General features: G+C 60.7%; 19 protein-coding genes. 4 read left to right on the top strand and 15 right to left on the bottom strand.

Features of this window, described 5'->3' with window-relative positions; genetic code table 11:
* Positions 1 to 353 precede the first annotated feature (353 nt).
* Both AC3WMT_RS05510 and AC3WMT_RS05505 read right to left on the bottom strand, forming a co-directional pair.
* The gene (locus AC3WMT_RS05510) at positions 354 to 728 is read right to left on the bottom strand and encodes a DUF6124 family protein (RefSeq protein WP_103305179.1); all 375 of its coding nucleotides are present in this window, start codon (positions 726 to 728) and stop codon (positions 354 to 356) included.
* Between the two features lie 514 nt (positions 729 to 1,242).
* A complete protein-coding gene (locus AC3WMT_RS05505) occupies positions 1,243 to 2,211 on the bottom strand; it encodes a LysR family transcriptional regulator (RefSeq protein ID WP_103305180.1) in 969 nt (322 codons plus the stop codon).
* A gap of 277 nt (positions 2,212 to 2,488) precedes the next feature.
* Between AC3WMT_RS05505 and AC3WMT_RS05500 the strand changes: the two genes are divergently transcribed.
* From AC3WMT_RS05500 to AC3WMT_RS05485, 4 genes are all read left to right on the top strand, one after another.
* Positions 2,489 to 3,988 carry an efflux transporter outer membrane subunit gene (locus AC3WMT_RS05500; protein ID WP_103305181.1) on the top strand — a complete coding sequence of 500 codons (1,500 nt, stop codon included), beginning with the start codon at positions 2,489 to 2,491 and terminating at the stop codon, positions 3,986 to 3,988.
* A gap of 89 nt (positions 3,989 to 4,077) precedes the next feature.
* Positions 4,078 to 6,270, top strand: coding sequence for an FUSC family protein (locus AC3WMT_RS05495; RefSeq protein ID WP_103305182.1), 2,193 nt, complete (start codon positions 4,078 to 4,080; stop codon positions 6,268 to 6,270).
* Positions 6,260 to 6,460 (top strand): DUF1656 domain-containing protein, encoded by a 201-nt coding sequence (locus AC3WMT_RS05490; RefSeq protein WP_007914106.1) that lies wholly within the window; start codon positions 6,260 to 6,262, stop codon positions 6,458 to 6,460. Before AC3WMT_RS05495 ends, AC3WMT_RS05490 begins: the two co-directional genes overlap by 11 nt.
* A gap of 10 nt (positions 6,461 to 6,470) precedes the next feature.
* Positions 6,471 to 7,334, top strand: a complete 864-nt coding sequence (locus AC3WMT_RS05485) for an efflux RND transporter periplasmic adaptor subunit (protein WP_103305183.1) — start codon at positions 6,471 to 6,473, stop codon at positions 7,332 to 7,334.
* A 59-nt stretch (positions 7,335 to 7,393) separates the two neighbouring features.
* On the opposite strand, the gene AC3WMT_RS05480 is transcribed toward AC3WMT_RS05485, so the two are convergent.
* The 13 genes from AC3WMT_RS05480 to AC3WMT_RS05420 all read right to left on the bottom strand — a co-directional run bounded on the left by AC3WMT_RS05480 (position 7,394) and on the right by AC3WMT_RS05420 (position 23,919).
* Positions 7,394 to 8,395 carry an SEL1-like repeat protein gene (locus tag AC3WMT_RS05480; RefSeq protein ID WP_103305184.1) on the bottom strand — a complete coding sequence of 334 codons (1,002 nt, stop codon included), beginning with the start codon at positions 8,393 to 8,395 and terminating at the stop codon, positions 7,394 to 7,396.
* Positions 8,396 to 8,637: 242 nt separating this feature from the next.
* Positions 8,638 to 9,462 carry an SDR family oxidoreductase gene (locus AC3WMT_RS05475; protein ID WP_103305185.1) on the bottom strand — a complete coding sequence of 275 codons (825 nt, stop codon included), beginning with the start codon at positions 9,460 to 9,462 and terminating at the stop codon, positions 8,638 to 8,640.
* 35 nt (positions 9,463 to 9,497) lie between these two features.
* Positions 9,498 to 9,962: a multidrug transporter gene (locus AC3WMT_RS05470; protein WP_103305186.1), complete on the bottom strand. Its 465-nt coding sequence runs from the start codon at positions 9,960 to 9,962 to the stop codon at positions 9,498 to 9,500.
* 293 nt (positions 9,963 to 10,255) lie between these two features.
* Complete coding sequence (locus tag AC3WMT_RS05465; protein ID WP_064586060.1) at positions 10,256 to 11,707, bottom strand: mannose-1-phosphate guanylyltransferase/mannose-6-phosphate isomerase; 1,452 nt, start codon at positions 11,705 to 11,707, stop codon at positions 10,256 to 10,258.
* A gap of 209 nt (positions 11,708 to 11,916) precedes the next feature.
* Positions 11,917 to 12,573: an alginate O-acetyltransferase AlgF gene (locus AC3WMT_RS05460; protein ID WP_103305188.1), complete on the bottom strand. Its 657-nt coding sequence runs from the start codon at positions 12,571 to 12,573 to the stop codon at positions 11,917 to 11,919.
* A gap of 15 nt (positions 12,574 to 12,588) precedes the next feature.
* Positions 12,589 to 13,764 carry an alginate O-acetyltransferase gene (locus AC3WMT_RS05455; protein WP_103305189.1) on the bottom strand — a complete coding sequence of 392 codons (1,176 nt, stop codon included), beginning with the start codon at positions 13,762 to 13,764 and terminating at the stop codon, positions 12,589 to 12,591.
* 10 nt (positions 13,765 to 13,774) lie between these two features.
* Positions 13,775 to 15,340 (bottom strand): MBOAT family O-acyltransferase, encoded by a 1,566-nt coding sequence (locus tag AC3WMT_RS05450; protein ID WP_093436261.1) that lies wholly within the window; start codon positions 15,338 to 15,340, stop codon positions 13,775 to 13,777.
* Between the two features lie 211 nt (positions 15,341 to 15,551).
* On the bottom strand, positions 15,552 to 16,676 hold the full coding sequence (locus tag AC3WMT_RS05445) for a mannuronate-specific alginate lyase (protein ID WP_103305190.1): 1,125 nt from the start codon (positions 16,674 to 16,676) through the stop codon (positions 15,552 to 15,554).
* 8 nt (positions 16,677 to 16,684) lie between these two features.
* On the bottom strand, positions 16,685 to 18,136 hold the full coding sequence (locus AC3WMT_RS05440) for an alginate O-acetyltransferase (protein WP_103305191.1): 1,452 nt from the start codon (positions 18,134 to 18,136) through the stop codon (positions 16,685 to 16,687).
* 10 nt (positions 18,137 to 18,146) lie between these two features.
* On the bottom strand, positions 18,147 to 19,718 hold the full coding sequence (algG, locus tag AC3WMT_RS05435) for a mannuronan 5-epimerase AlgG (RefSeq protein ID WP_103305192.1): 1,572 nt from the start codon (positions 19,716 to 19,718) through the stop codon (positions 18,147 to 18,149).
* Between the two features lie 26 nt (positions 19,719 to 19,744).
* A complete protein-coding gene (locus AC3WMT_RS05430) occupies positions 19,745 to 21,232 on the bottom strand; it encodes an alginate export family protein (protein ID WP_103305193.1) in 1,488 nt (495 codons plus the stop codon).
* A complete protein-coding gene (algK, locus tag AC3WMT_RS05425) occupies positions 21,229 to 22,740 on the bottom strand; it encodes an alginate biosynthesis TPR repeat lipoprotein AlgK (RefSeq protein ID WP_249412097.1) in 1,512 nt (503 codons plus the stop codon). Before algK ends, AC3WMT_RS05430 begins: the two co-directional genes overlap by 4 nt.
* A gap of 9 nt (positions 22,741 to 22,749) precedes the next feature.
* On the bottom strand, positions 22,750 to 23,919 hold the full coding sequence (locus AC3WMT_RS05420; RefSeq protein WP_103305194.1) for an alginate biosynthesis protein Alg44: 1,170 nt from the start codon (positions 23,917 to 23,919) through the stop codon (positions 22,750 to 22,752).
* Positions 23,920 to 23,938: the final 19 nt, after the last annotated feature.

Below are 23,938 nucleotides of genomic sequence, written 5' to 3'. Positions count from 1 at the left end.
CGGCCTGACAGCCGACCAGTCTCTAGCAGATTGCATACGATCCAATTGTAGGAGTGAGCCTGCTCGCGATGACGGCCTGACAGCCGGCCAGTCTCTGCTGGTTGTACTCCACCCCTGTGGGAGCTGGCTTGCCAGCGATGGCGGCCTGACAGCCGACCAGTCTCTAGCAGACTGCATACGATCCAATTGTAGGAGTGAGCCTGCTCGCGATGACGGCCTGACAGCCGGCCAGTCTCTGGCGGGTGAACCTGTTTCAAACTGTGGGAGCGGGCTTGCTCGCGAAGGCGGTGTGTCATTTGGCGATGATGTTTACTGATCCACCGCTTTCGCGAGCAAGCCCGTGCCCACAGGGGTCAGCTGCGTGGCGCTGGTGGTGTCACGTCGACGTTATCCAGCACGCGGTTCACCGCCAGTTCGGCGAGCATGATGATCTGCTGGATCGCCAGAATCGTGCGGCGCTGCGGGAGGTCGATGTAGGCGGCAACGTCACTGCTCATGAGGCTGGCTTGTGCCAGTGATTCGCAGGCGTGCACCAGCAGGCTTTCGTTGTCCTGGCCCGGGGCGACCTGGAACATGGTGCTGGGTTTGTGGAAGCGCAACGTTTGTGCGTTGGGTTGGAAGTAGTGGTCGAGGGCGCGATCGGCGGCTTCGTGGAATTTCTTCGAGCCGGGGAATTCGTAGGGTGTGGTGTTTTCCGCTTCAGGCGGATTGGGGGTGTGTTTGATCATAGAAAATGTACTCGCGGCAAGTTGAGTTGAAGCTGCCACTTCTCGTTTTCCAGACGATAGGGTGGCAGCTGTGCGCGGACTGGAAAAACCGGCCAACTTACCAAAACCGGTAGGCCCAAGGGCCTCCCGCGCACAGCCGCCATAACATTGCGAGCAGAAAAAGCGCCGCAGTATGCCATGAGCTTTGGTAGTTGAAATCGGGTTTTCCAGACCCGTTCGCTGATTCGTCAGCGACACCCAAACCCTACCCACCGCCCTTCCGACGAGCAACCTGCAAAACACGTCGGAAATATCCGCGAAAACGCCCAAATGTAGGAGCTTCCGTAGGCTGCGATCTGTTGATTTTTAAACACCAACATCAAAAGATCGGAGCGTGCGGCAGCTCCTGCACGGGCCGGTGAGCTGTTTAAAAAACATCTGGCCACGCGAACCCTGTGGGAGCTGGCTTGCCAGCGATGGCTGCCGGACAGCCGGCCAATTTCTAGCAGACTGCCCACCCTGCCAATCACCGAAATCAGTTGGCGACGCGAGCCCCGGCAAGGCTGCCGCTGAGCTCATAAGCAGCCAGTTCCGCCTGATGCGCCGCGAGTATTTCTGGCAGCGAACCGCGCAGGTACTCGACCCAGGTCTTGATCTTCGCATCAAGGTATTGTCGCGAAGGGTAGATCGCATACAGGTTGAGTTCCTGCGAGCGATAGTTCGGCATGACTCGCACCAGCGTGCCGTTGCGCAGGCCTTCGATCGCCGCGTACACCGGCAGGACGCCGACGCCCATGCCGCTGGTGATCGCGGTTTTCATCGCGTCGGCGGAGTTCACCAGAAATGGTGAGCTGTTGATGGTGACCATTTCCTGGCCTTCCGGGCCGTCGAAGGCCCACTTCTCCAGCGGGATCACCGGGCTAACCAGGCGCAGGCAGGCGTGGTTGAGCAGGTCGCTGGGCTTTTGCGCGCAGCCGTTGGCTTTCACGTAGGCCGGTGAGGCGCAGACGATGCTGTAGGTGATGCCCAGGCGTTGCGAGACGAAACCGGAGTCCGGCAGTTCGCGGGCCAGCACGATGGAGACGTCGTAGCCTTCGTCGAGCAGGTCCGGCACGCGGTTGGCCATGGTCAGGTCGAAGGTCACGTCGGGGTGGGTCTTGCGGTAGCGGGCGATGGCGTCGATCACGAAGTGCTGGCCGATGCCGGTCATGGTGTGCACTTTCAACTGCCCGGCGGGGCGGGCGTGGGCCTCGCTGGCTTCGGCTTCGGCTTCTTCGACGTAGGCGAGGATCTGCTCGCAGCGCAGCAGGTAACGCTTGCCGGCCTCGGTCAGGGCGATGCGCCGGGTCGTGCGGTTAAGCAGTCGGGTTTGCAGGTGGGCTTCCAGGTTGGAGACCGCGCGCGAAACGTTGGCGGTGGTGGTGTCGAGTTGCACGGCGGCGGCGGTGAAGCTGCCGGCTTCGGCCACGCAACTGAAGGCGCGCATGTTTTGCAAAGTGTCCATGGGGTGCTCTCAAGGGAGATGGCAAATTGTGACACGAAGTTTCGAGGGCTGAGACCCAGACTTAAGGATTATCTCGTTAACCGTAACAAAGATTCACAGAAATCCCAGCTTATCGCCGTACAGGGCGTTCCATAGAATTGCGCCGATCCGATGTAGGCGCTGCCGCAGGCTGCGATCTTTTGATTTTGTTTTAAGGGAATCAAGATCAAAAGATCGCAGTCTTTGGCAGCTCCTACAGCGAGTCCTCGCCTTATCCTCTTCTCAGGAATTCGCAGCTGTGCCGCGTCGCATCAACAGAGCGCTTTTGCCGCTCAGTGTTCTGGCTTTTACCCTGGGTCTCAGCGGCTGCATTTCAACGCAAGGAATTGCCCCGCATAGCAAGGCATTGGAAGCCGACGCACTGGCCACCGACGAGGCCATCGCCCACGCCGCCCGTGACGCAAACTGGCCCACCGCGCAATGGTGGCAAGCCTACGGCGACCCGCAACTGAATCGCTGGATCGACCTCGCCGTACAAGACAGCCCGAGCATGGCCATGGCCGCTGCGCGGGTGCGTCAGGCCAAAGCCATGGCCGGTGTCGCCGAAGCGGCCGAGTCGTTGCAGATCAATGGCGAGTCGACGCTCAAGCGCCACAACTGGCCGACCGATCAGTTCTATGGCCCGGGCGAGCTGGCCAACACCACAACCTGGGACAACAACGCCGCGCTCGGTTTCAGCTATGCGCTCGACCTCTGGGGCCGGGAAAGCAATGCCAGCGAACGCGCGGTGGATCTGGCGCACATGAGCGCCGCCGAAGCGCGGCAGGCACAGCTCGAATTGCAGAACAACATCGTGCGCGCCTACATCGAGCTGTCGCTGCATTACGCCCAGCGCGACATCGTCGCCGCGACGCTTGCGCAGCAGCAGCAGATTCTCGATCTGGCGCAGAAGCGTTTGAACGGCGGGATCGGCACGCACTTCGAAGTCAGCCAAGCGCAAACGCCGCTGCCGGAAACTCATCGGCAACTGGATGCGCTGGACGAAGAAATTGCCCTCAGCCGCAACCAGATCGCCGCACTGGCCGGCAAGGGACCGGGTGCGGGCGCGCAATTGCAGCGACCGACGCTGTCCCTTGGCGCAGCGCTGAAGTTGCCGTCAGCGCTACCGGCCGAACTGCTCGGGCAACGCCCGGACGTGGTCGCCAGTCGCTGGCAAGTGGCGGCGCAGGCACGCGGAATTGATGTTGCGCACGCAGGGTTTTATCCCAACGTCGATCTGGTCGGCAGCCTCGGCTACATGGCGACCGGGGGCGGCGCGCTGGAGTTTCTGACCGGCAAGAAACTCAATTACAACGTTGGCCCTGCGATCTCGTTGCCGATCTTCGATGGTGGGCGTTTGCGTGCTGAATTGGGTGAGGCCTCGGCCGGTTATGACATCGCCGTCGCGCATTACAACCAGACGCTGGTCAACGCGCTGAAGAACATCTCTGACCAGTTGATCCGCCGTGAGTCGATGGACAAGCAGCAAGGCTTTGCCGCCGAGTCCGTGGCCACGGCGCAGAAGACTTACGACATCGCGATGATCGCCTATCAACGCGGCCTCACCGATTACCTCAACGTGCTGAATGCGCAGACGCTGTTGTTCAAGCAGCAGCAAGTGCAGCAGCAGGTGCAGGCGGCGCGGTTGACCGCGCATGCGGAGTTGGTGACGGCGCTGGGTGGTGGGCTCGGTGCTGGCAACGATGTGCCGACGGCCGAGAAAACCGCAGTCCCGAAAACCCCGGCACTCCTGCGGTGAACACCCAATTCACTACGCAAACCCCTCACCACAAAAATTGATGTTTGCCACAGAAAACTCTTCAGTCCTCAATCATTGAGCAAGACCAAATGACTCCCTTGCCCGCACCTCTACGCTGGCTCTACTCCCTGGAATGGCGTCGGGGTTTGTTTGACTGGGCGCGCAGCGATGGCGTGACCTGGGTGTATATCTTCAAGGTGTTGCTCGCCGCATTCCTCACTCTGTGGCTGGCCATGCGTCTGGAATTGCCGCAACCGCGCACGGCGATGATCACCGTGTTCATCGTCATGCAGCCGCAAAGCGGTCAGGTGTTTGCCAAGAGTTTCTATCGCTTCCTTGGCACCCTCGCCGGGTCGGCGATGATGGTCACGCTGATCGCGCTGTTCGCGCAAAACACTGAGCTGTTCCTCGGCTCGCTGGCGATCTGGGTTGGCATCTGCTCGGCCGGTGCGGCGCGTTGCCGTAACTTTCGTGCCTACGGATTCGTCCTGGCTGGCTACACGGCGGCGATGGTCGGTTTGCCGGCGCTGGCGCATCCGGACGGTGCGTTTATGGCGGCGGTTTGGCGGGTGCTGGAGATCTCTCTGGGGATTCTCTGCGCCACCGTAATCAGCGCGGCGATCCTGCCGCAAACCGCCAGTGCGGCGATGCGCAATGCCTTGTATCAGCGGTTCGGCGTGTTCGCCCTGTTCGTCACCGACGGCTTGCGCGGTCGCAGCAAAACCGACTCCTTTGAAGCCAGCAACGTGCGTTTCATCGCCGAAGCCGTGGGCCTGGAAGGGTTGCGCAGTGTGACCGTGTTCGAAGACCCGCACATGCGTCGGCGCAACGGTCGACTCAGCCGTTTGAACAGCGAGTTCATGGGCATCACCACGCGCTTCAACGCCCTGCATCAGTTGCTTGAACGCTTGCGCGGCAATGGCGAGGAGCACGTCGTCGCGGCGATCAGACCGGGCTTGCAGGACCTCGCTGAAGTGCTCGACGGCTTCAGCGGCCGCGCCCTGACCAGCCCCGATGCGGCGCGATTGGCGACTGCGCTCGCGACCTACAAGGAAGGCCTGCCGGCGCGGGTGCGCAGCCTGCGCGCGATCTTCCAGGAGAGCGAACCCAGCGACGCCGAGCAACTGGATTTCCACACGGCATACGAGTTGCTCTATCGCTTCGTCGATGACCTGCACAGTTATGCGCAGACGCACGCATCCCTGGCCGATCACCGCCACGAGCGCGAGCGCTGGGACGAGCCATTCACCCCGCAAACCAACTGGTGGGCCGCCGCGGCCTCGGGGATTCGCGCCTCGTTCATCCTCATCGTGCTGGGCAGTTACTGGGTCGCCACCGCGTGGCCGAGCGGCGCGACGATGACCCTGATTGCCGCCGCCACCGTGGGCCTGTCCGCTGCCACGCCGAACCCGAAACGCATGGCGTTTCAAATGGCCTGCGGCACGTTTCTCGGGGCGCTGATCGGCTTCGTCGAGATGTTTTTCATCTTCCCGTGGATCGACGGTTTTCCGCTGCTGTGCGTCATGCTCGCGCCGGTAATCGTGTTCGGTTCGTTCCTGACTTCGCGGCCGCAGTACGCCGGTGTCGGTCTCGGTTTGCTGATCTTCTTCAGCACCGGTTCGGTGCCGGACAACCTGACCATTTACAACCCGTACACCTTCATCAACGACTACATCGCCATGGTCATGGGCATGCTGGTCTGCGCCGCTGCGGGCGCAATTATTCTGCCGCCGAACAGCCGCTGGTTGTGGCGGCGGCTGGAGCAGGATCTGCGTGGCCAGGTGGTCTATGCGATCAGCGGCAAACTCAAAGGCCTGGCGTCGAGTTTCGAGAGCCGCACCCGCGACTTGCTGCACCAGGCCTACGGTCTCGCGGCCGGTGAACCGAAGGTGCAGAAAAACCTGCTGCGCTGGATGTTCGTGGTGCTCGAAGTCGGTCACGCGATCATCGAGTTGCGCAAGGAACAGGCGATTTTGCCGGTGCATCCGGCCTATGCCGAATCGCAGCCGTGGAGCCAGGCGATCCGCGTGATGGGCCGCGCGCTGGTGCGGCTGTTTCTGCAACCGAACGCCAGCAATCTGGAACGCGCACTGGTCGCTGTCGATCACGCGATCAGCCGTGTGGCGGCGACCGACGAGCCGTTCGCGCCGCACTTCGATACCTCGGCGTTGCGCCGGGTGAAGAGCTATCTGCACTTTATCCGCACCTCGTTGCTCGACCCGCAATCGCCGCTGGCCGCTCTTGCTCCCGCCAAGCCCGAAGGACTTGCCCATGCCTCGTGAAATCGCTTTCCACGGCGTGTACATGCCGACCATGACCCTGATGTTTTTCATCGCCGCGGCGCTGGCCTGGGCGGTGGATCGGTTCTTGTCGGGGTTCGATCTGTATCGTTTTTTCTGGCACCCGGCGCTGCTGCGCCTGAGTCTGTTTACCTGTCTGTTCGGCGCGATGGCGCTGACTGTCTACCGTTGAGAACGATTTGATGAAAAAATTTTTCAGCCTGCTCGCGACCCTGCTGGTGCTGGCCCTGGCGCTGTGGATCGGCCGGACCTTGTGGGTGCATTACATGAACACGCCGTGGACCCGCGACGGTCGGGTGCGCGCCGACATCATCAACGTCGCCGCCGACGTCACCGGTGAAGTGGTCGATGTGCCAGTGCGTGACAACCAACTGGTGAAGAAGGGCGATCTGCTGATGCAGATCGACCCCGAGCACTACCGCATCGCGGTGAAACAGGCGCAGTCGCTGGTGGCTTCGCGCAAGTCGACATGGGAGATGCGTAAGGTCAACGCCCATCGCCGCGCCGATCTGGACAATCTGGTGATCTCCAAGGAAAACCGCGACGACGCCAGCAACATCGCCGACGCCGCGCTGGCCGACTATCAACACGCCCAGGCACAACTGGAGGCGGCCGAACTCAACCTCAAGCGCACCGAAGTACGCGCAGCAGTCGACGGTTACGTGACCAACCTCAACGTGCATCGCGGCGACTACGCACGCATCGGCGAAGCGAAAATGGCCGTGGTCGACATGAATTCGTTCTGGGTTTACGGCTTTTTCGAAGAGACCAAACTGCCGCACGTTCGCGTGGGGGATAAAGCCGACATGCAACTGATGAGCGGCGAAGTCTTGAAGGGGCACGTGGAAAGCATTTCCCGTGGCATCTATGACCGCGACAATCCGGAGAGCCGCGAGCTGATCGCCGACGTCAATCCGACGTTCAACTGGGTGCGTCTGGCGCAACGAGTGCCGGTGCGCATTCACATTGATGAAGTACCGGAAGGGGTGTTGCTGGCGGCAGGGATTACTTGCACGGTGGTGGTGCAGCAGGGCGCCAGCGAATAACGGGTATCAAGAAATCTTTTTGTGGCGAGGGAGCAAGCTCCCCCGCCACAGGTATGTTTTTAGTTGTAGAACTTTTTGACCACCAGCAGGCCGGACTCGATGGTTTCACCGACCGACAAATCTGGGTCTTCCATGATGGCGATGATGCGCTGGTCCTTCGAGATATCCGCGTAGGACTTTTTCAGCTTGGCAGCGCGATCGATCACGATGTAGCTCAGCACGTGGCCGCGGCTCTTGGTGAACGGCTGCTTGATCGCCGTGTACATGGTTTGCTTCACGTAGTCGTAACGCTCGGTGGACGACATGCCTTTGAAGGTGTCCGGCCATTCCTGGTAGATCTCGGCGGAGTAACGGCCGACGTCTTCTTCCCGCGCTTCGGCGTACATGGCTTCTTTGCTGGTGACCTGAGTGGCGAGTTCGCTGTAACGCTTGTCGCCTTCGGCGATTTGCGCCACCGTCATTTTCTTTTTCAGGGCGTCGGTCGCTGTGGCGTCATCGGCTTTGGCCATGATCTTGGTCCAGGCGTAGGCCGCGACCAGATTGCCTTGCTCCTCGTATTGCTTGATCAGGTCTTTCTGCGCCTCGGGATAGCCGTGCACCGACGAGCGCTCCAGCCAGCGAGTGGCCAGCGCCGCATCTGCCTTGACCCCGGAGTTGCCGTATTTGTAGTCCTGGTACAGGCCGTATTCTGCACACCAGTCGTTTTGCCGCGCCGCGTAAGCCGTGTAGTTGAAGGCTTGGCGGTTACGCTGCTCGGTGGTCAGCTGTTCGTCCTGAGCGGTAATCATCGACAGGTAGCAAAATGCGCGAGGGTGTTTCGGCGCGGCCATGACCATGCAGGTCTTGGCGTCGTCGAGTTCCTGGTTTTCGTACATCTGGAAACCGATGCCGAACAGAATGTCGCTGTCCATCTGCGCGTTGCAGTGTTCACTGGCCGTGACGGCCGGCAATACGTCCTGCTGAGTCAGTAACGGCAGGGTGTCATTGAGAGGGGTTTCTTTGCTTGCACAACCTGCCAGCACGGTGAGCAATGCCAGAGGCAATACGTTGAAAACTTTCACAAGATGTTTCCTGATCTGGATTGGAGCGTAAAAGCAGGGTTCGCCTCAGGCAGTTCAACAAAGCAGCGGCCGTTTCCGAGAAGGAAAGGTCGGGGGAGGGGGGATCAGTGTTCAGCAATTCCCTTGCTTCGATGCTTGCGCCAGCGATTCCATGCGCTATCGGGTTCACTTGAAGCGGCGGGCGCTTCAAGTGCGGCGCATTCTACGTGGATCGACCGATTTGGCAATTTCACCGAGGTGAATCAGAGCTGCCCGCGCAAGCCGAAGCGCTTCATCAATGTCGATTCCAGCAAGCCTTTGGGCAACAGTGTCGCCAGCAACGGCAGCGCCCGGCTGCCATTGCCGATGCGGATCAGCCGTGGCGGTTTGCGCTGTTGCACGGCGTTGAGCAACACCTCGGCAAATTCACTGGCCGGGGTCGGTTTGTCCTGCGATGCCTTGGCCCGCGCGCGAATGCCTTCACGCAGGGGAAACCACGGCGAGCTTTCGTTGATCAGTTGTTCGGCTTCGTGGCCGGCATTTTTCGCGAAGCTTGATTGAATGGCGCCGGGCTGCACCTCCATCACGCGAATGCCGAACGGCGCCAGTTCCATGCGCAGGGCATCGCTCAAGGCATGCACGGCCGCTTTCGACGCGCAATAGGCACCGGCAAACGGGGTGACCAACACACCGGAAACACTGCCGATATTCACCACCAGCCCCTTCGCTCGACGCAGCACCGGGAACAGTGCGCGGGTGACGCCGACAATCGAGAACACATTGGTTTCGAACTGGCGCTGCATGGCCGGCACGCCGCCGTCGAGCAACGGGCCCATGGCACCGTACCCGGCGTTGTTGATCAGCACGTCGAGGCCGCCATGCAGTTGATTGATCCGTTCGCTCAGTTGTTGCAACGCCGCGCCGTCGTTGACGTCAAGTTGCACTGCGCTGAATCCGGCCGCACTCAATGCCGCTACGTCTTCAGCCTTGCGCGCCGTGGCCCAGACTTCGAAACCGGCGCTTTTGAACACCTCGGCAAGGGCGCGGCCGATGCCGCTGGAACATCCGGTAATCAACGCAACAGGCATGGCGCATTCCTTGTGCAAAAGAGTGGGAGGGGGGATCAGTCGGAGAAACTACCCTGCAATCGCTCGGCGCGAAACTCCAGGGTTTGCGGGCGATAACCGGGCCGCAGCGGCGGCATCGGCAAGCAGTCTTGCCAACTGCCGCCAGCCTGCAACTCGCCGGGGCCGCGATAGCGTGGCGCGGTGTATTGGTTGTCGGCCAGATTGACCGTGTCGCCCGGTGCATAGGCCGCGATGCGCCAACGCAGTTCGGTCAGCGGCACACTGTTGCCGTTGTTCATTTTCAGTTGCAACGGCCGATCGGCCGGGCATTGCTCGGGCGCATAGACAATGCGCATCTCAAGGCGCGCCAGTTGCTTGATCTCGCGGTTGTCCAGCCACACCACCCAGACGGCTACCAGACCCAGGCCGATGGCGGCCGCTACCGACACCGGCAAAGCCTTCGCTGGATAGCGCAGCAACAGGATCAGCCAGGTGATGACCAGCAAAACGCCGATGAACATGTCGCACAACCTCGAAGGGATAGAGGGGCATCCTACCTAAGCGTAGGTGAGGTTGGCGATGGGCAGGATTTCTGCGGTGAGTTTGAAGACACCTTCGCGGGCAAGCCCGCTCCCACTGGGATGGGTGGTCATCACAAAATCGAGTAACGCCTCGGTCCACTGTGGGAGCGGGCTTGCCCGCGAAGAGGCCAGTATAGACACCGCAGATTCCGGACAAAAAAAGCCCCCGTCCAACCCGCTGCGGATGGGGGACGCAGTGGGCTGGGCGAGGGCTTCTTGTCTTGCTGAGCGTTTTACTGCGCGATGGTTTTCACCGACACGCCGCGTTCGATCGGGGTGGAGCGGCCGTAGATATCTTCGAACCGCTCGATATCGTCTTCGCCCAGGTACGAACCCGACTGCACTTCGATGATTTCCAGCGGGATCTTGCCCGGGTTGCGCAGGCGATGCACCGAGGCGATCGGAATGTAGGTCGACTGGTTTTCGCAGAGCAGGAACACGTTGTCATCGCAGGTCACTTCGGCGGTGCCGCTGACCACGATCCAGTGTTCGGCGCGGTGGTGGTGCATCTGCAGCGACAGGCAAGCGCCCGGTTTCACCGAGATGTGCTTGACCTGGAAACGCCCGCCCATGTCCACCGAGTCATACGAGCCCCACGGACGATAGACCTCGCAGTGGTTCTGGGTTTCGCTGCGGCCCTGCTCGTTGAGGGTGGCGACCATCTGCTTGACGCCCTGAACCTTGTCCTTGTGGGCGATCATCATCGCGTCCTTGGTTTCGACCACGACGATGTTTTCCAGACCGATCACCGAGACCAGTTTGCCGTTGCCGTGGATCATGCAGTTCTTGCTGTCCTGGATGACCACATCGCCTTTGCTGACGTTGCCGTTGGCGTCTTTCTCGTTGACTTCCCACAGCGACGACCAGCAACCGACATCGCTCCAGCCGGCGGTCAGCGGTACCACGCAGGCGCGTTGGGTTTTTTCCATCACGGAATAGTCGATGGAATTGTCCGGGCAGCAGGCGAAGGTGGCTTCGTCCAGTGTGACGGTGTCGGCGTCCTGCTGGCTGCGCTCAAGGGTCAGCAGGCAGGTGTCATAGATGTCCGGATCGTGCTTTTTCAGCTCTTCGAGGAAGCGGCTGGCGCGGAACAGGAACATGCCGCTGTTCCAGTAGTAACCGCCGGATTCGACGTATTCGGTGGCGCGTTTGACGTCGGGTTTTTCGACGAAGTGCGAGACGCGGCTGACGCCTTCGGGCAGCAGCGAATCGGCGGTGGACTTGATGTAGCCGTAGCCGGTTTCCGGTTTGGTCGCCGGCACACCGAACAACACCATCTCGCCATTTTCGGCGGCGACGGTGGCCAGAGCGAGAGCGCGTTGCAGGGCTTTCTGGTCTTCCAGTACGTGGTCGGCCGGCAGTACCAGCATCAGCTCGTCACGACCTTCGTTGACCAGCATCATCGCGGTCAGCGCCACGGCGGGTGCGGTGTTGCGGCCGAACGGTTCCATCAGGATGCGCTGGCATTCCAGATTGCGATTGGCCAACTGCTCGTTGACGATGAAACGGTGATCCTTGTTGCAGACCACGATCGGGGTGTCCATGCCTTCGAACACCAGGCGCTCCAGGGTTTGCTGGAACAGTGTGTGTTCACCGGTCAGGGCGAGGAATTGTTTAGGGAACTGCTTGCGCGAAAGCGGCCAAAGACGTGAACCGCTACCACCTGACAAGATCACCGGAATCATATTGTTTACTCCATAAAATCGATTGGTTAGAGGCACGAACGCTGTGTCGTTTCACTCTTGTTGTTGTCTCGTTCTGAACGCTAACCTCGGTCCCTGTGGGAGCCTGGCTTGCCAGCGATGGCATCGCCTCGGTGTATCTGCGGAACCGAGGTGTCTGCATCGCTGGCAAGCCAGCCCCCACAGGGAGCCGGGTCAGTTCAGGAAATGTGTTAGCGCGTCGACACCGGGCGTTTCACCCAGACTGGCGACAGGCTGCTGCCGGAACCGGTGACGTACAGCACCGCTGCCTCACCGCGCTCCAGTGCGACCGGTTTCACGTCGCCGACTTTCTTGTCGCCTTCGTACAGCGCCAGGCTGACTTTCACCGGGTTGATTTCGCGTTCGCCACGGCCCTTGGCGGCCACGTTCGGCACCACGTCGGTCTTGCCGTCGGCGGTCTTCAGGGTCAGCGGCTTGTCGCTGAGGTTCTGTACGCGGACCAGGGATTTCTGCTTGTTCTTGAACGGCGGCTCTTCGATCAGTTGCGGCGCGCCGGAGGCGTTGTTGACCAGGGTGTAGTAGTGGTCACCGGCGAGTTTGACCGGCAGGGTCTGGCTGCCGACCTTGGCGCTGTAGTCGCCGCCCGGCATGAAGCTGAAGTCGCTGCTGGCCAGCGGCGCAACGTCGCTCAGGTTGGTGCTGCCGACGGTGGCGCTGACTTCTGCGTTGCTGGCGTTATAGATACGCACGAAGGTCGAGCCTTTCGGTGCGGTCGGGCCGTACAACGCGGCGTCACCACCGGCGAAGGCCTGGACGGAGAGCACGCTGAGGCCTGCAACCAGTGCAATGCGTTTTGCGAGACGACGAGGAGTAGTAGTGAAAGTCATGGTGTTACCTCTCTTTCAGTTTTGCGCCCGATCGGGCGTCTCGGATTTAGTGTTGATGGCTACGTTTTGTTGGCGAGCGCCGGCTTGTTTGAGCTCTGCGACCCACTGCGGGTCGGCGTCGCCGATTTCGTTGTTCACAGGCAGATATCGTTCAGGAAACTCCCAGATCAGTACCTGTGGCGGGCTGTTCTTGAAGTCATCGCTTTTCAGGTAGCTGAGCATCGGCAGGATCGGGCCGTGGCCGTCTTCGGCGTAGCTCACCACGTCGCTGTGCAGCGCTTGTTTCAGCGCACCGACGAAGTTCCAGTTGGGATTGGCGCTGTAGCTGGTGCCGACCAGTGCCACCGGCACTTCATGGCTGGCGAACAGCGCGTCGTCACCGGCAGGCTGCTCGCCGACCGCGACGGTGTTGCGCTTTTGCAGTGGCTCTTGCGCCGGCATCAGGTTTTCGAACAGCGGATCGAGCGGCAGGAACAGACGCAGATCGCCCTTGTGCGTGACCTTCTCGGCCGGCGTGGTGACGAAGCGCTGCGGTTCGCCGCTGAGCGGGAACTTGTCGGCGATGGTTTTCGCCAGGGTGTTCGCGGCGATCTCGGCGCCCTCAGGTGTCCAGTGCGTGTCGGTGCGCAGGAACACTTGCTGACCGTTCTGCTTGGCCTGTTGGAACGGCTTGAGCAGGTCGGGGGCGAGGATCTTGTCGGCTGCTACGCGGTTGTGGAAATCCTGGTAAAGGTTGGCGTGGATGCTTGCCGGTTTCACTTCACCCAGATGCTCCGGGTACAGGCGAACCTTGGCCGGCACGATCGCCATCACCAGTTTCACGCCTTTCGCTTTCAGGGTCTGGCGCACGCCTTCGACCAGCGCGTAGTTGCCTTGCAGGTTCAGCTCTTCGTTGACGATCGGGTTGAATTCCTCATCGCTGTACAACCACTGATCGCGACCGAGCACCACGCCCGGACGACCTTCGTTGAACAGTTTGAAATCCAGCGCGGCCCAGAGGTTGGTGCCCAGACGCTTGATCGGGAATTCATCGTCGTAGTGAGTTTCCACAGCCTTGGTCCAGCGGCCGTTGAGCACCGTCGCATCGGCGTTGGTGCTGAAGCCGAAGAAGCTGCGCACCGACCACAGACCGAGCACCAGCAGGGTCACCAGGAACAGCGCGATGTAGAAGATGCGTAATGAGCGGGTCATGTCAGATCCCTCAGAACTGGAAGTAAAGGAACGGCGAGAAGCTTTGCGCCGAGAGTTTGAGAATCGAGGCGATGAACAGCAGCAGGATCAGCCCGCGCATCACGTAACGCGACCAATCCGCCGTCCAGTAGGCCGGTTGCACCTGGGCTTCGACACCGACGGTGTAGCCAGGCTCGTGGATGCTCGCCGGGTTTTCCCCAGGAGCGGCTTTGATCATCCCCGGGGTCGCCGTCGCAGGGCCGTTGGCCTCGACGTTGACTTCAGGTTTGGTCTTGGCCGGCGGCTGGTTGGTGTACAGATCACGCAGACCGAAGAACGCCAGCGTCACGTACGCCACCACCAGAGTCGCCACTTGCAGACCGGTGAGACTGGCCTGATTGAGTTCCGACAGCGACCAGTCGCCGAAGCTGAACATTGCGCCGTACATGCGCCCGGCAACGTGCAGGTTTTCGGCGCGGAAGATCACCCAGCCCATGACCACGAGGAGGAAGGTCAGCGCCCAGCGGATCGGGTTAAGGCTGCGCGGCGAGGTGTTCAGGCCCAGCGCTTTTTCAATTGCCAGCCACATGCCGTGCCAGGCGCCCCAGACGATGTAGGTGATGTTCGCGCCGTGCCACAGACCGCCGAGGAGCATGGTCAGGAACAGGTTGCGATAGGTCATCAGCGTGCCTTTGCGGTTACCGCCGAGGGTGATGTACAGATAGTCACGCAGCCAGGTCGACAGGCTGATGTGCCAGCGGCGCCAGAACTCGGTGATCGACTGGCTGATGTACGGCTGTTTGAAGTTTTCCATGAAGCGGAAACCCATCATCAAGCCCAGACCGATGGCCATGTCGCTGTAACCGGAGAAGTCGAAATACAGCTGCGCGGTGTAGGCCAGCGCGCCGAGCCAGGCATCGCCGGTGGTCGGGTTTTGCAGGGCGAAGCAATGGTCGGCGACCACCGCGAGGGTGTCGGCGATGAAGACCTTCTTGATGAAACCCTGCATGAACCGCGTGCAGCCCTCGGAGAATTTGTCGAGGGTGTGGGTGCGGTTGTTGAACTGGTCGGCGAGGTCGCGGAAACGCAGAACCGGGCCGGCAATCAGGTGCGGGAAGATTGCCACGAATGCAGCAAAGTCGATCAGGTTGCGCGTGGCCGGGGTGTCGCCGCGATACACGTCGATGATGTAGCTGATCGACTCGAAGATGTAGAACGAGATCCCGATCGGCAGCAGCACATGGGTGAGGATGAACGGCTCAAGACCGACCGACGTCATCATCGCGTTGATGCTGTCGACGCCGAAGTTGGCGTACTTGAAGTAGCCGAGGATGCACAGATCCACCGCCACACCGAGCAGCAGCCAGCGCTGCGCCGGTTTGGTACGCACGCCGGCGGCACCGACTTTGAGGCCGATCCAGTAGTTCCACAGCGTGACGGCGGCGAATAGCGCGAGGAAGTCCACTCGCCACCAGGCGTAGAACACGTAGCTGGCGATCAGCAGCAGCAAATTGCGATAGCGTTGCCCGCTCAAGTAGTACAAGCCGAGAAAGATCGGCAAGAACAGAAACAGGAACACGTTGGATGAAAATACCATCCCGATCTCTCCATGTTTGAACCAACAGTCAAGGGCCAAAGCCCCCCCAAATCCCCCATGAAAAGTCCGGGGGATGTATTGCATCCAGATTCACCACAACCCTTGTGGGAGCTGGCTTGCCAGCGATAGCGTCAGGTCAGTCGACATCGGTGTTGGATGTCAGATTGCAATCGCTGGCAAGCCAGCTCCCACAGGGTTTTGCGTCTTGGTCTTACGAGCCTTTGTTGCCCTTTTCATGGGGCGGGTCGTAGACCTTGGTCAGGTCCCCGCCGAGGCGGAAGGTCTTGAACGGCTGCATGCCACGCTTCTTCTCGATGACATCGGCCGGGCAGGTGTAGAGCGTGCAGAACGGTTCAAGCCAGGCGAATTTCATGTCCTCTTTCAGATCGGTCATGTCCTGCTCTTTGCCGTTCTTCTTCTCGAACTCCTCCGGGTCTTTCACACCCGACAGCACCCGATCACCCAGACGTTTCAGTGCGCCATTGTTTTCCTGACGCAGATCCACACCGTTGACCTGGGCAAAACTGGCGATCATCGCCAGCGGCGGCAGGGCGTAGTTGTGATAGGCGAGGGCGCGTTGCTGGCGCTTGAGTTCGTTCGGCAGGTAACCGTCGGCATCGACTTGATTGGCGCCGACCTTGTATTCCTTGACCGCCCAATCGAACAGGTCACGGCGGTTGGTTGCGACCGAAGTCGCCATCACCGACCAGGCGGCCCAGTACGAGTGGTTGTTGGTTTTTTCCAGCGGCAGGTTGTCCCAATCGCTGACCACCTGATCGGCCATCTTGCTGAACCACGCTTCGATCTCCTGCGCTTGCTGCTGATGCTGTGCCAGCGGATGCGAGTCGGAGAACTTCAGGCGAATGTACGAAGAGGCCATGCTGCCGAGCGCCCATTTGCGCATCGATTTGCCGGTGTGGTTGAAGTCTTTCGACATCAACGCATCCGCCTTAGCCCAGGCGGTCAGCCAGTTCAGCGTGCAATCGAGTTGCTCCGGGCGACCGTCGCGCATGAACTGCATCACCCGTTTGGCGGTGCCGCGTTCCAGCGTGGTGATGTCTTTGGTAGTGTCGCGGAAGGCTTTTTCCGACTGCACGTTCAGCGTCGAACGGGCCTTGTCGGATCCTTCGTACTTGCTGCGAAATTGCAGCGGACCGGTGTACGGCGTCGGCATCGCATCGCAGCCTTCGCTTTTGTCGCCAGTCTTGAATTTATCCACAGGCGCAAAGTAGCCCTGAGGTGGCCGCAAAGGCGCGGCGGCCTGAGTGGCCCCGGCGAACATCGCCAGGCTCAACAGCGTCGGTGCCAATAAAGATTTCAATTTCGGATTTCGCATAGCAGACCTCATTGCCCGACCTGAGCGGTTTGTGGCCCAGCGCCCGGGAATACGTTGCGTTTGCAGATTTTCGCTTCGACTTTCTGTGGCGCGGCGCCGGCTTCAGGGCCCTGGACTTCGACCGCCAGCAGATTTTGTGAGGCCCAGTCTTCGTCCGTGCGCAACTCAAAGGCGAAACGACCGTCGGTGTCGGAGGTTTCCGGTTTCTCGATCTTGATGTCCTCGTGGCGACCGTTCATGTACCAGAGGGTGGCTTGCAGGGTTTTCACCGAGGTGTCGGCGAAGCGGATGTCGACCTGATGGCTACTGTTCTGCAGGTTCAGGTTCTTGCTGTTGACCAGCAGTTCTTGCTTGGTGCCTGCCTTCAGCGTGGTGCTGGCAGACATCTGCACGTCTTTGCCTTCGCAGCCGTTATCCAGCAGCGCCATCATCTGGCGATAGATGGTTTCCTGATCGAGGCGATACAGCGGCGAGAACTCCCAGATGAGAATCTTCGGTGGGGTCTTCTGGAATTCGTCGCTGCCCAGGTACTGCAACATCGAACCTTCCAGACCGCCGCCGGGGAAGGCGACGTTGAGAATATCGGCGCCGATGGCCTCTTCGAGGAAGCCGGCGAAGTTGTAGTTTTTGCCGCTGTGCGAGGTCCCGACCAGGGTGATTTGCGGGTTGCCGGAATCACCGAACAGATCGCCGTCACCGGCCTCGCCTTTAGGCTCGGTGGTGAACTGATCCATGTACTGGATCGCGTAACTGGTGCCGCACAGTTGCCCGGCCATGTTGTGCAGGGTGCCGGTCTTGCCCATGCGCCCGGACTTTTTGGTCTCGAATTCACGCTTGGGAATGTCGGCGAAGGCCGGGATCTGCTTGACCTTCTCGGCGACGATTTTTGCCGTGCGTTGAGCGCCGTATGGTGTCCAGTGTTGGTCGCCACGGAAGTAGAAGTCGTGGGCGGGCAGGGTGTCCGGCAGCGATTCGTTGGTCAGCGGCGACAGGTCCGGCACCACGTAACCCATCTTGGCGAAACGGCCGAGCATGGTCTTGTAGTTGCCCAGAGCCTTCTCGTAATCGAACGCGGCTTTTTCCTGCGGGTTGAGCTTGTTGCGGTTCACCAGACCACGGGTTGGCTGATAAACGATCACCAGTTCGACGCCTTTGCTCTTGAACGCATCGTGCAGTTGTTGCAGGCGTTTGTAGCCGGCCGGAGTGGTGTTGAACTCGGTGCGCAAATCTTCCTGAGTCCGGAACAACCAGTCGCCCTGCGCCTGCACCAACGTAGTGAAGTTCTGCTGATAACGCGTGGTGTAGTTCTTCGCGTCATGGGCTTCCGGGCACAGGTTGCAGCACGGCTCGGCAGTGAATTTCGGCGCTTGCGTGTCGTCTGCACGCGCCGCATTGCTGGCCGCGAGAATGCCCACGGTCAGGGCCGACAGGCTGAGTAATTTGATCAAGTGTGGGTGCATAAAATTATCCTCAGTCCTGCATTTCGGTCTGGCGTTCGACAGGGTCGATCAGCACGGCTTTCTGCTGGCGCACCAGCAAGTCGAGAATTTCATCCTGGCGCTCGCCGAGGATGCCGTTGAAGCTGATGCCGCTGGATTTGGTCGGCGCCAGCATCGACACGCGATACAGCTCGACACTCAAGGGCGAATCGATCGACAGCGGGCCGCTGCCGTTGGCCGCGAGTTCACCGCCGACGACAATCAGCGACACCTGGGCGTCGAACGGGTCGAGCTTGATGTCACGGTCGGTGTCGGTGAGGTCCTTGATGTGGCCGTAGACGCCGGTCAGGCCGTTGGCCATGGCGACGTTTTCGTAGAGGCGGATGTTCACGCTGTTACGAATGCGGATGCCGTGGCGCTTGTTGCTGATGACCTTGTTGCCCCACAGCAGGTTGTCGGCGGACTCGTAGAGGGTGATGCCGTCGGTGTGGTTCTGGTAGATCTCGTTGTAGGCAATGATGTTGTTGACGCTGTTACGGTCGATCACCAGGCCCGAGAGGTGGTTGTCGAAGCTCTTGTTGTTGAAGATGAAGCTGTCGTTGACCTCACGGGAAATAATGATCCCGTGCTTCTTCTTCGTACCGTGGACGGTGTTCTCGGCAATGATCAGGCCGTGGGAACGGTCGTGCGGGTCGATGCCGTAGACGATGTTGTCTTTGTAGGTGTTGCCCTTGACCACGAAGTCGCGGGTCTCGTAGCAGTAGAAGCCGTACCACATGTCGGAGAACTCGGAACCGACGATCCAGCCAGTTGGCTCCGGACGCTTGAGCACCTTGGCCATGTTCGGCGTGTACTGGGAAATACTCACCCCGTACGACTTACTGTTGGCGTAGCCGAAGCTGGCCATCTTGCTGTTGACGATGTAAGTCTCGGTGCCGCCCCAGGCGAGCAGGAACGGGCGGAATTCCTTCGGCGAACGGAACGTCGCCGGGCCGTTGTCCTTTTCGCGCCAGCCGGTGACCTTGGTGTCACGCACGAACAGCTGACCGTCGTTGACCAGGAACGAACCGGCCTCTTGCGACAGGCGCAGCTCTTGAGTCTGGCCGTCGATTTCGAGGATGCCTTTGCGGCCGACGACGATCGGCAACTTCGACAGATACACGCCCGGCGAGGTCTCGCTGAAATACTGCTTGGGCAGTTTCTGCGCCAGCTCTTTCAGGTTGATATAGCCGTCGTCGACGAAGATCGCCTGCGGGATGCCGTGCTGACGCACCACCCATTCGGCCATCTTGTTGTCGCCGCCGATGAAGTCCTTCAGGGCGTCTTCCTGCATCATCCGGCGCACGCTGATCTTGCCCGCTTTACTGCGCACGATTTTTGCGGCAGCGGCCTCGGCGGTGAAGCCGGACAGGTCAGGCAGTTTTGGCGCGGCCAGGTTCAGCGCATCAGTGGGCGCGCTGCTGACGGTGTAGGTCTTGGCCTGTTGCAGTTCTTTGGCGGTGGTCACAGGCTTGGCCGGTTCCACCGTGGCGAAGGCACCAGCCGAGGCCAGCAGCATTGCGCCGGCCAACAGGCTGAGCGAGCCTTTCCTTGCATGGTTCATGTCGGGCACTCCCTTCGCGGTTTGCATCAGAAGCGCCAGATCACGTCGATGAACGCGCGGTGCATGTACGAATCAACCTGGCTGCCATAAGCGTCGCCCGGCTTGAACACACCGCCACGGAAACGCACCAGCGCCGATGGCTCGTCGATCGACTGGCTCAGCGCCGCCGGCAACAGGCCTTGCTTGAAGTACTTGGTGACAACCAGGTCCATCTCCTGACCTAGATCCTTGTTGCCGTCTTCAAGCGGCAAAGAGGTGCTGGACAGAATCGCGCCAGTGACGTCGTCGGTGTTGTTTTCCACGGCATTGATGCCGTTGCTGCCGACCGGTTTGTTGCCGTCGACACGCCAGAACTTGTGGTAGATCAGGCTCGCGTCGTATTCGTCGTTGACCATCCACGAACCGAACAGTGTCGCGGTCTGCATGTTGTTCATTTCGCCACGGAACGCTTCGCCGAAACGGTGAACTCGCGAACGTGTGCCGGTGTAGTTGGAGCGGTTGCTTTCCAGACCGTTCTGCTCGTAATCGGCGCTGGCGCGGGCATAGGCGCCGCCGACTTGCCATTGCGGATCGAGGCGCAGGCGCACACCGATGTCGGTGGCCCAGCCATTCACATCATCGCTGCGCTTGGCTTGAGCGGGGCGCGTGCCATCAGCGTTCAGTGCATTGACCGTGTCACGGTCGCCGCTCATGCCGGTGATGCTGCCCCAGTAGTTGACGGTGTTGGTGTTGCGCCAGTTGTAGGCGTCGCTATCGGCGGTGAAGCCGAGCCAGCTGATGTCGCCGTTCTCTTTCTTGTCCAGCGAGTCACCGGCCACGCCCGGTTCCGGGTAATCCAGTTTGCCGTCGTCGTGGGTGTGATGACCGCGAATGCCGACCCAGTTGCCCGGTGTCCACTGGTAAGCGGCATCGGCGTAGGCGTGCAGGCGATCCTTGTCTTTCGGCGCCAGCTCTTTGAGGTCGGTGCGGTATTCGCTGAAGCGTTCGGCGACACCGGCGTTGGCGCGCAACAGGGTGGTGTCGAAGGTCCAGTTCAGTGCTTCGATGTTGGTGTCGCGCCATTGGCCGTCGTCATTGCGCAGGCGCTGGCGACCAAACTTGAGCATCTCGCCCGGGTACGGCGTGAGGCCGCTGTAGCCGACCCAGAATTCACGCATCGCCAGGTAGTTTTTCTTGGTCTTGCGATCACCGTTGTCGGTGGTCTGCGTGCCGTCGCTGTCGGACTGTTGCAGGGTGTCGGTCTCGATAATGTCGGTCGAGGTCACGGCCTGACCCATCGCGTAAGCGCTCCACGCGCCGCTTTCGCCGTAGACCCACGGACGCAGGTCGAGGCCGACGCCGTTGACGTCGCCGCCGCTGGCGGTGCCGAGGTCGCGGTCGTCTTCGGACTGGCCGGTGATTTTCACTTCGAGGCCGAAGTTTTTGCTTTCAGTCATCGCAGCCAGTGTCGGGCAAGACCAGATCAGTGCGAAGGTGAGGCCAATACCGGCCTTCACGAATGGATTGAGCTTCATAGTTTTTCCTCGCCGTCTTCTTCTTGCAGGGCGTGCAGTTGCAGCGTGTTCTGGTTCAGGGCGCCACGGCTGGCCTGCTCCTGTTGCAGCAGGCGCTGGGCTTCGGCCAGACGCTCGGGCGGCAATTGCGCGGCAAGGGTGGTCGCCAGTTCATCGGCTTGCGGGGTGTTTTGCGCCTTGGCCAATTGGCTGAACACGTAGGCGTTGAGCGGATCGGGCTTGGTGCCCTTGCCTTGGGAAAACAGCTGGGCGATAGCGAAGTCGGCGCTGTTCTGGCCATTGCGCGCAGCGGTCAGCAGATGGTCGAGAGCCTTTTGCGGATAGACCTTGCCGAGGTAGCCACGGCGATAGATCTGGCCGAGGTAGTAGTCGGCGGCGACTTCGCGGCCAACGGCTTTCTGGAAATGTTCTTCGGCGACTTTCGCGTCGGCCGGGACCATTTTGCCTTCGTAGTAGAGCTTGCCCAGCAACAGCTCGGCGCGCGGCTGGTCGGCGGCGCGGCCGTTGTCGAGGTACTTCATCATTTGGTCGACGTCGCCCAGTTCCGGGTAGTCGTAAAGCAGTTGCGCGAGGGTCACCCACGACGCCGGGTAGCCCGGGGCAATCGGTTCAAGCAACGATTGCGCGGTTTTCTCGTCGGTCTTGCCCAGGGTCGAATCGGCCAGTACACGGGCCACGGAATCGACGCGCTGAGCGGTGACGGTGCCTCGGCTGTAACCGGCCTGCATCTGCTTGATCAGCTCGGCTTGTTGCTCGGGCTGAGCACGTTTCTGATAGACCGTGGCCAGCTCGACGTAGCAAATGTCGGTAGTGTTGAGCGCGGCTTTGCAGATTTTTTCCACGTCATCCAGGTGCTGGTCGTAGGTACCTTGGGTGCGATACAGCAGCACCTGCGCCAGACCCGCTTCCGGGTAACCGGATTTGCGCCACTGATCGATCTGCTGCTGCGCGTTGATATTCGGGAAGCTGTGCGGGTATTGCAGGTACAGCATCGCCAGCGGGATCAACGTATTGCCTTCGCCATTGGCGGCGGCTTTTTTCAGCAGGCTTTCAGCTTCCTGATGCTCGGCTTCGGTGGACCCGGGTTTAGCCACCAGCAAGCGACCGAGACGCGCCTGCGCGCGGGGCGAAACGCTGGCCGCTGCGCGATAGGTCGCTTCGGCCTGTTTCATTTGCTCGGGGTCGCGGCTGTCGACCTGAATATCAGCGAGGCCGACTTGCGCCTCGCTGTAACCCAGATCGGCCAGTTGCTGATAGTTCTGCGCAGCGGTGGCGGTGTCGCCGCGCTTGAGCGCTTCGTTGGCCAGACGCTGATCGGGCAGGCCGGCGCAACCGGCGAGACTGACTGCCAATGCCAGCGAGCACACCACATGAATTCTGTGGGAGCTGGCTTGCCAGCGATTCAGGCGACTCGGTATTCCAGTAAAACCACTTTGATCCAATCGCTGGCAAGCCAGCTCCCACAGGGATCGCGGTGTTTTCAGGATGGGTGGAGTAGTCACAGGCATGTCCTCGACTTAAAGACCGGCAGCCATGGCTTTGTCGATCAGCCAGTTCAGGTTCGGGCCACGGTCGCTGTTCACTTCCACCGGGCGGCCGGCGAGGCTGCTGTCGAGCGGCTCGTCTGGCTGGATCTGCACGCGGATATCGGAGGACAGGTCGGCGCTTTTCAGGCTGGTGCTGCTGACGATCTTGCCGGTGCGGGTCTTGTCTTCGCCGGCGATCTGGAAGCTCACCGGTGTACCCGGGCGCACATCGCTGAACTGGCGATAGGAGAAGCGTGCATCGACGGTGGCCTGGGTGTTGCGCGGTACCAGGGTGAAGATCACGTCGCCCTTGCTCGCGTACTGACCGTCAGCCACCAGTTGCTGGGCCACGGTGCAATCGCACGGCGAAGTCAGGGTGCCGGTCATTTGCTTGCCGAACAGTTCTTCAACCTTGGCCGGTGCCAGTTGATCTTCGTCCAGATGACCTTTAAGCACGTCGAGCATGCTGGTGCTGAAGGTCGCCAGCGGTGCGCCTTTGGCTGCAACGCCGTCGGACTTGATCAGGCTCTGCACGGTGCCGTCGCGCGGCATGGTGATATTCATCCCCGGTACGCTGACCAGACCGGCCTGCGCGTGGCTGACGAAGTACATGCCGTACACCGATTTGAAGATGAAACCCGCCGCGACCAGACCGACAGCAAAAATGCCTGCACTGAAGGTCACGGCTTTCAGGCGACCGAACGGGGTCATGCCGCTGCCGCCGTCCTTGACCTTGCGCGCCTTGGTGAAGTTGTCGCGCTGCAGAGTCGCCAGTACTTCGCCGATGCTGACGATGTCGCCGGCCAGGTGCGAGGTGATCAGGTGGCGCAGGGTGGAAATGTCCTGCTGCTCGAGGTTCTGGAACTGGCAGCCGACGCGGCCGGTCTGGCGGTCGTAGGAACGCACTTGCAGTTCAACGTCCATGGCCAGGCCGAGGTTGTCGATGACGAATTGCAGACGCGCCTTGTACACCTCGCCGAGGGTCAGCGGCATTTGCCCGGCGTTGAACGCCAGACCACCGGCAGACAAGTCGAGGACACGCGCTTCGACCGGGGTCCGGTCGGGGCCGAAGAAACGCAGTTTGGCCGGGATTTTCACGCGGGCGTGTTGGCGCTGGGCTTCGGATTCATGCACTACGTTGGCGTTGACGGCGGTATTCATAGGGGCGATTTCCTTGTTA

This window comes from Pseudomonas sp. FW305-7, assembly GCF_058786735.1.
This window is presented reverse-complemented; position numbering and strand designations above follow the sequence as displayed.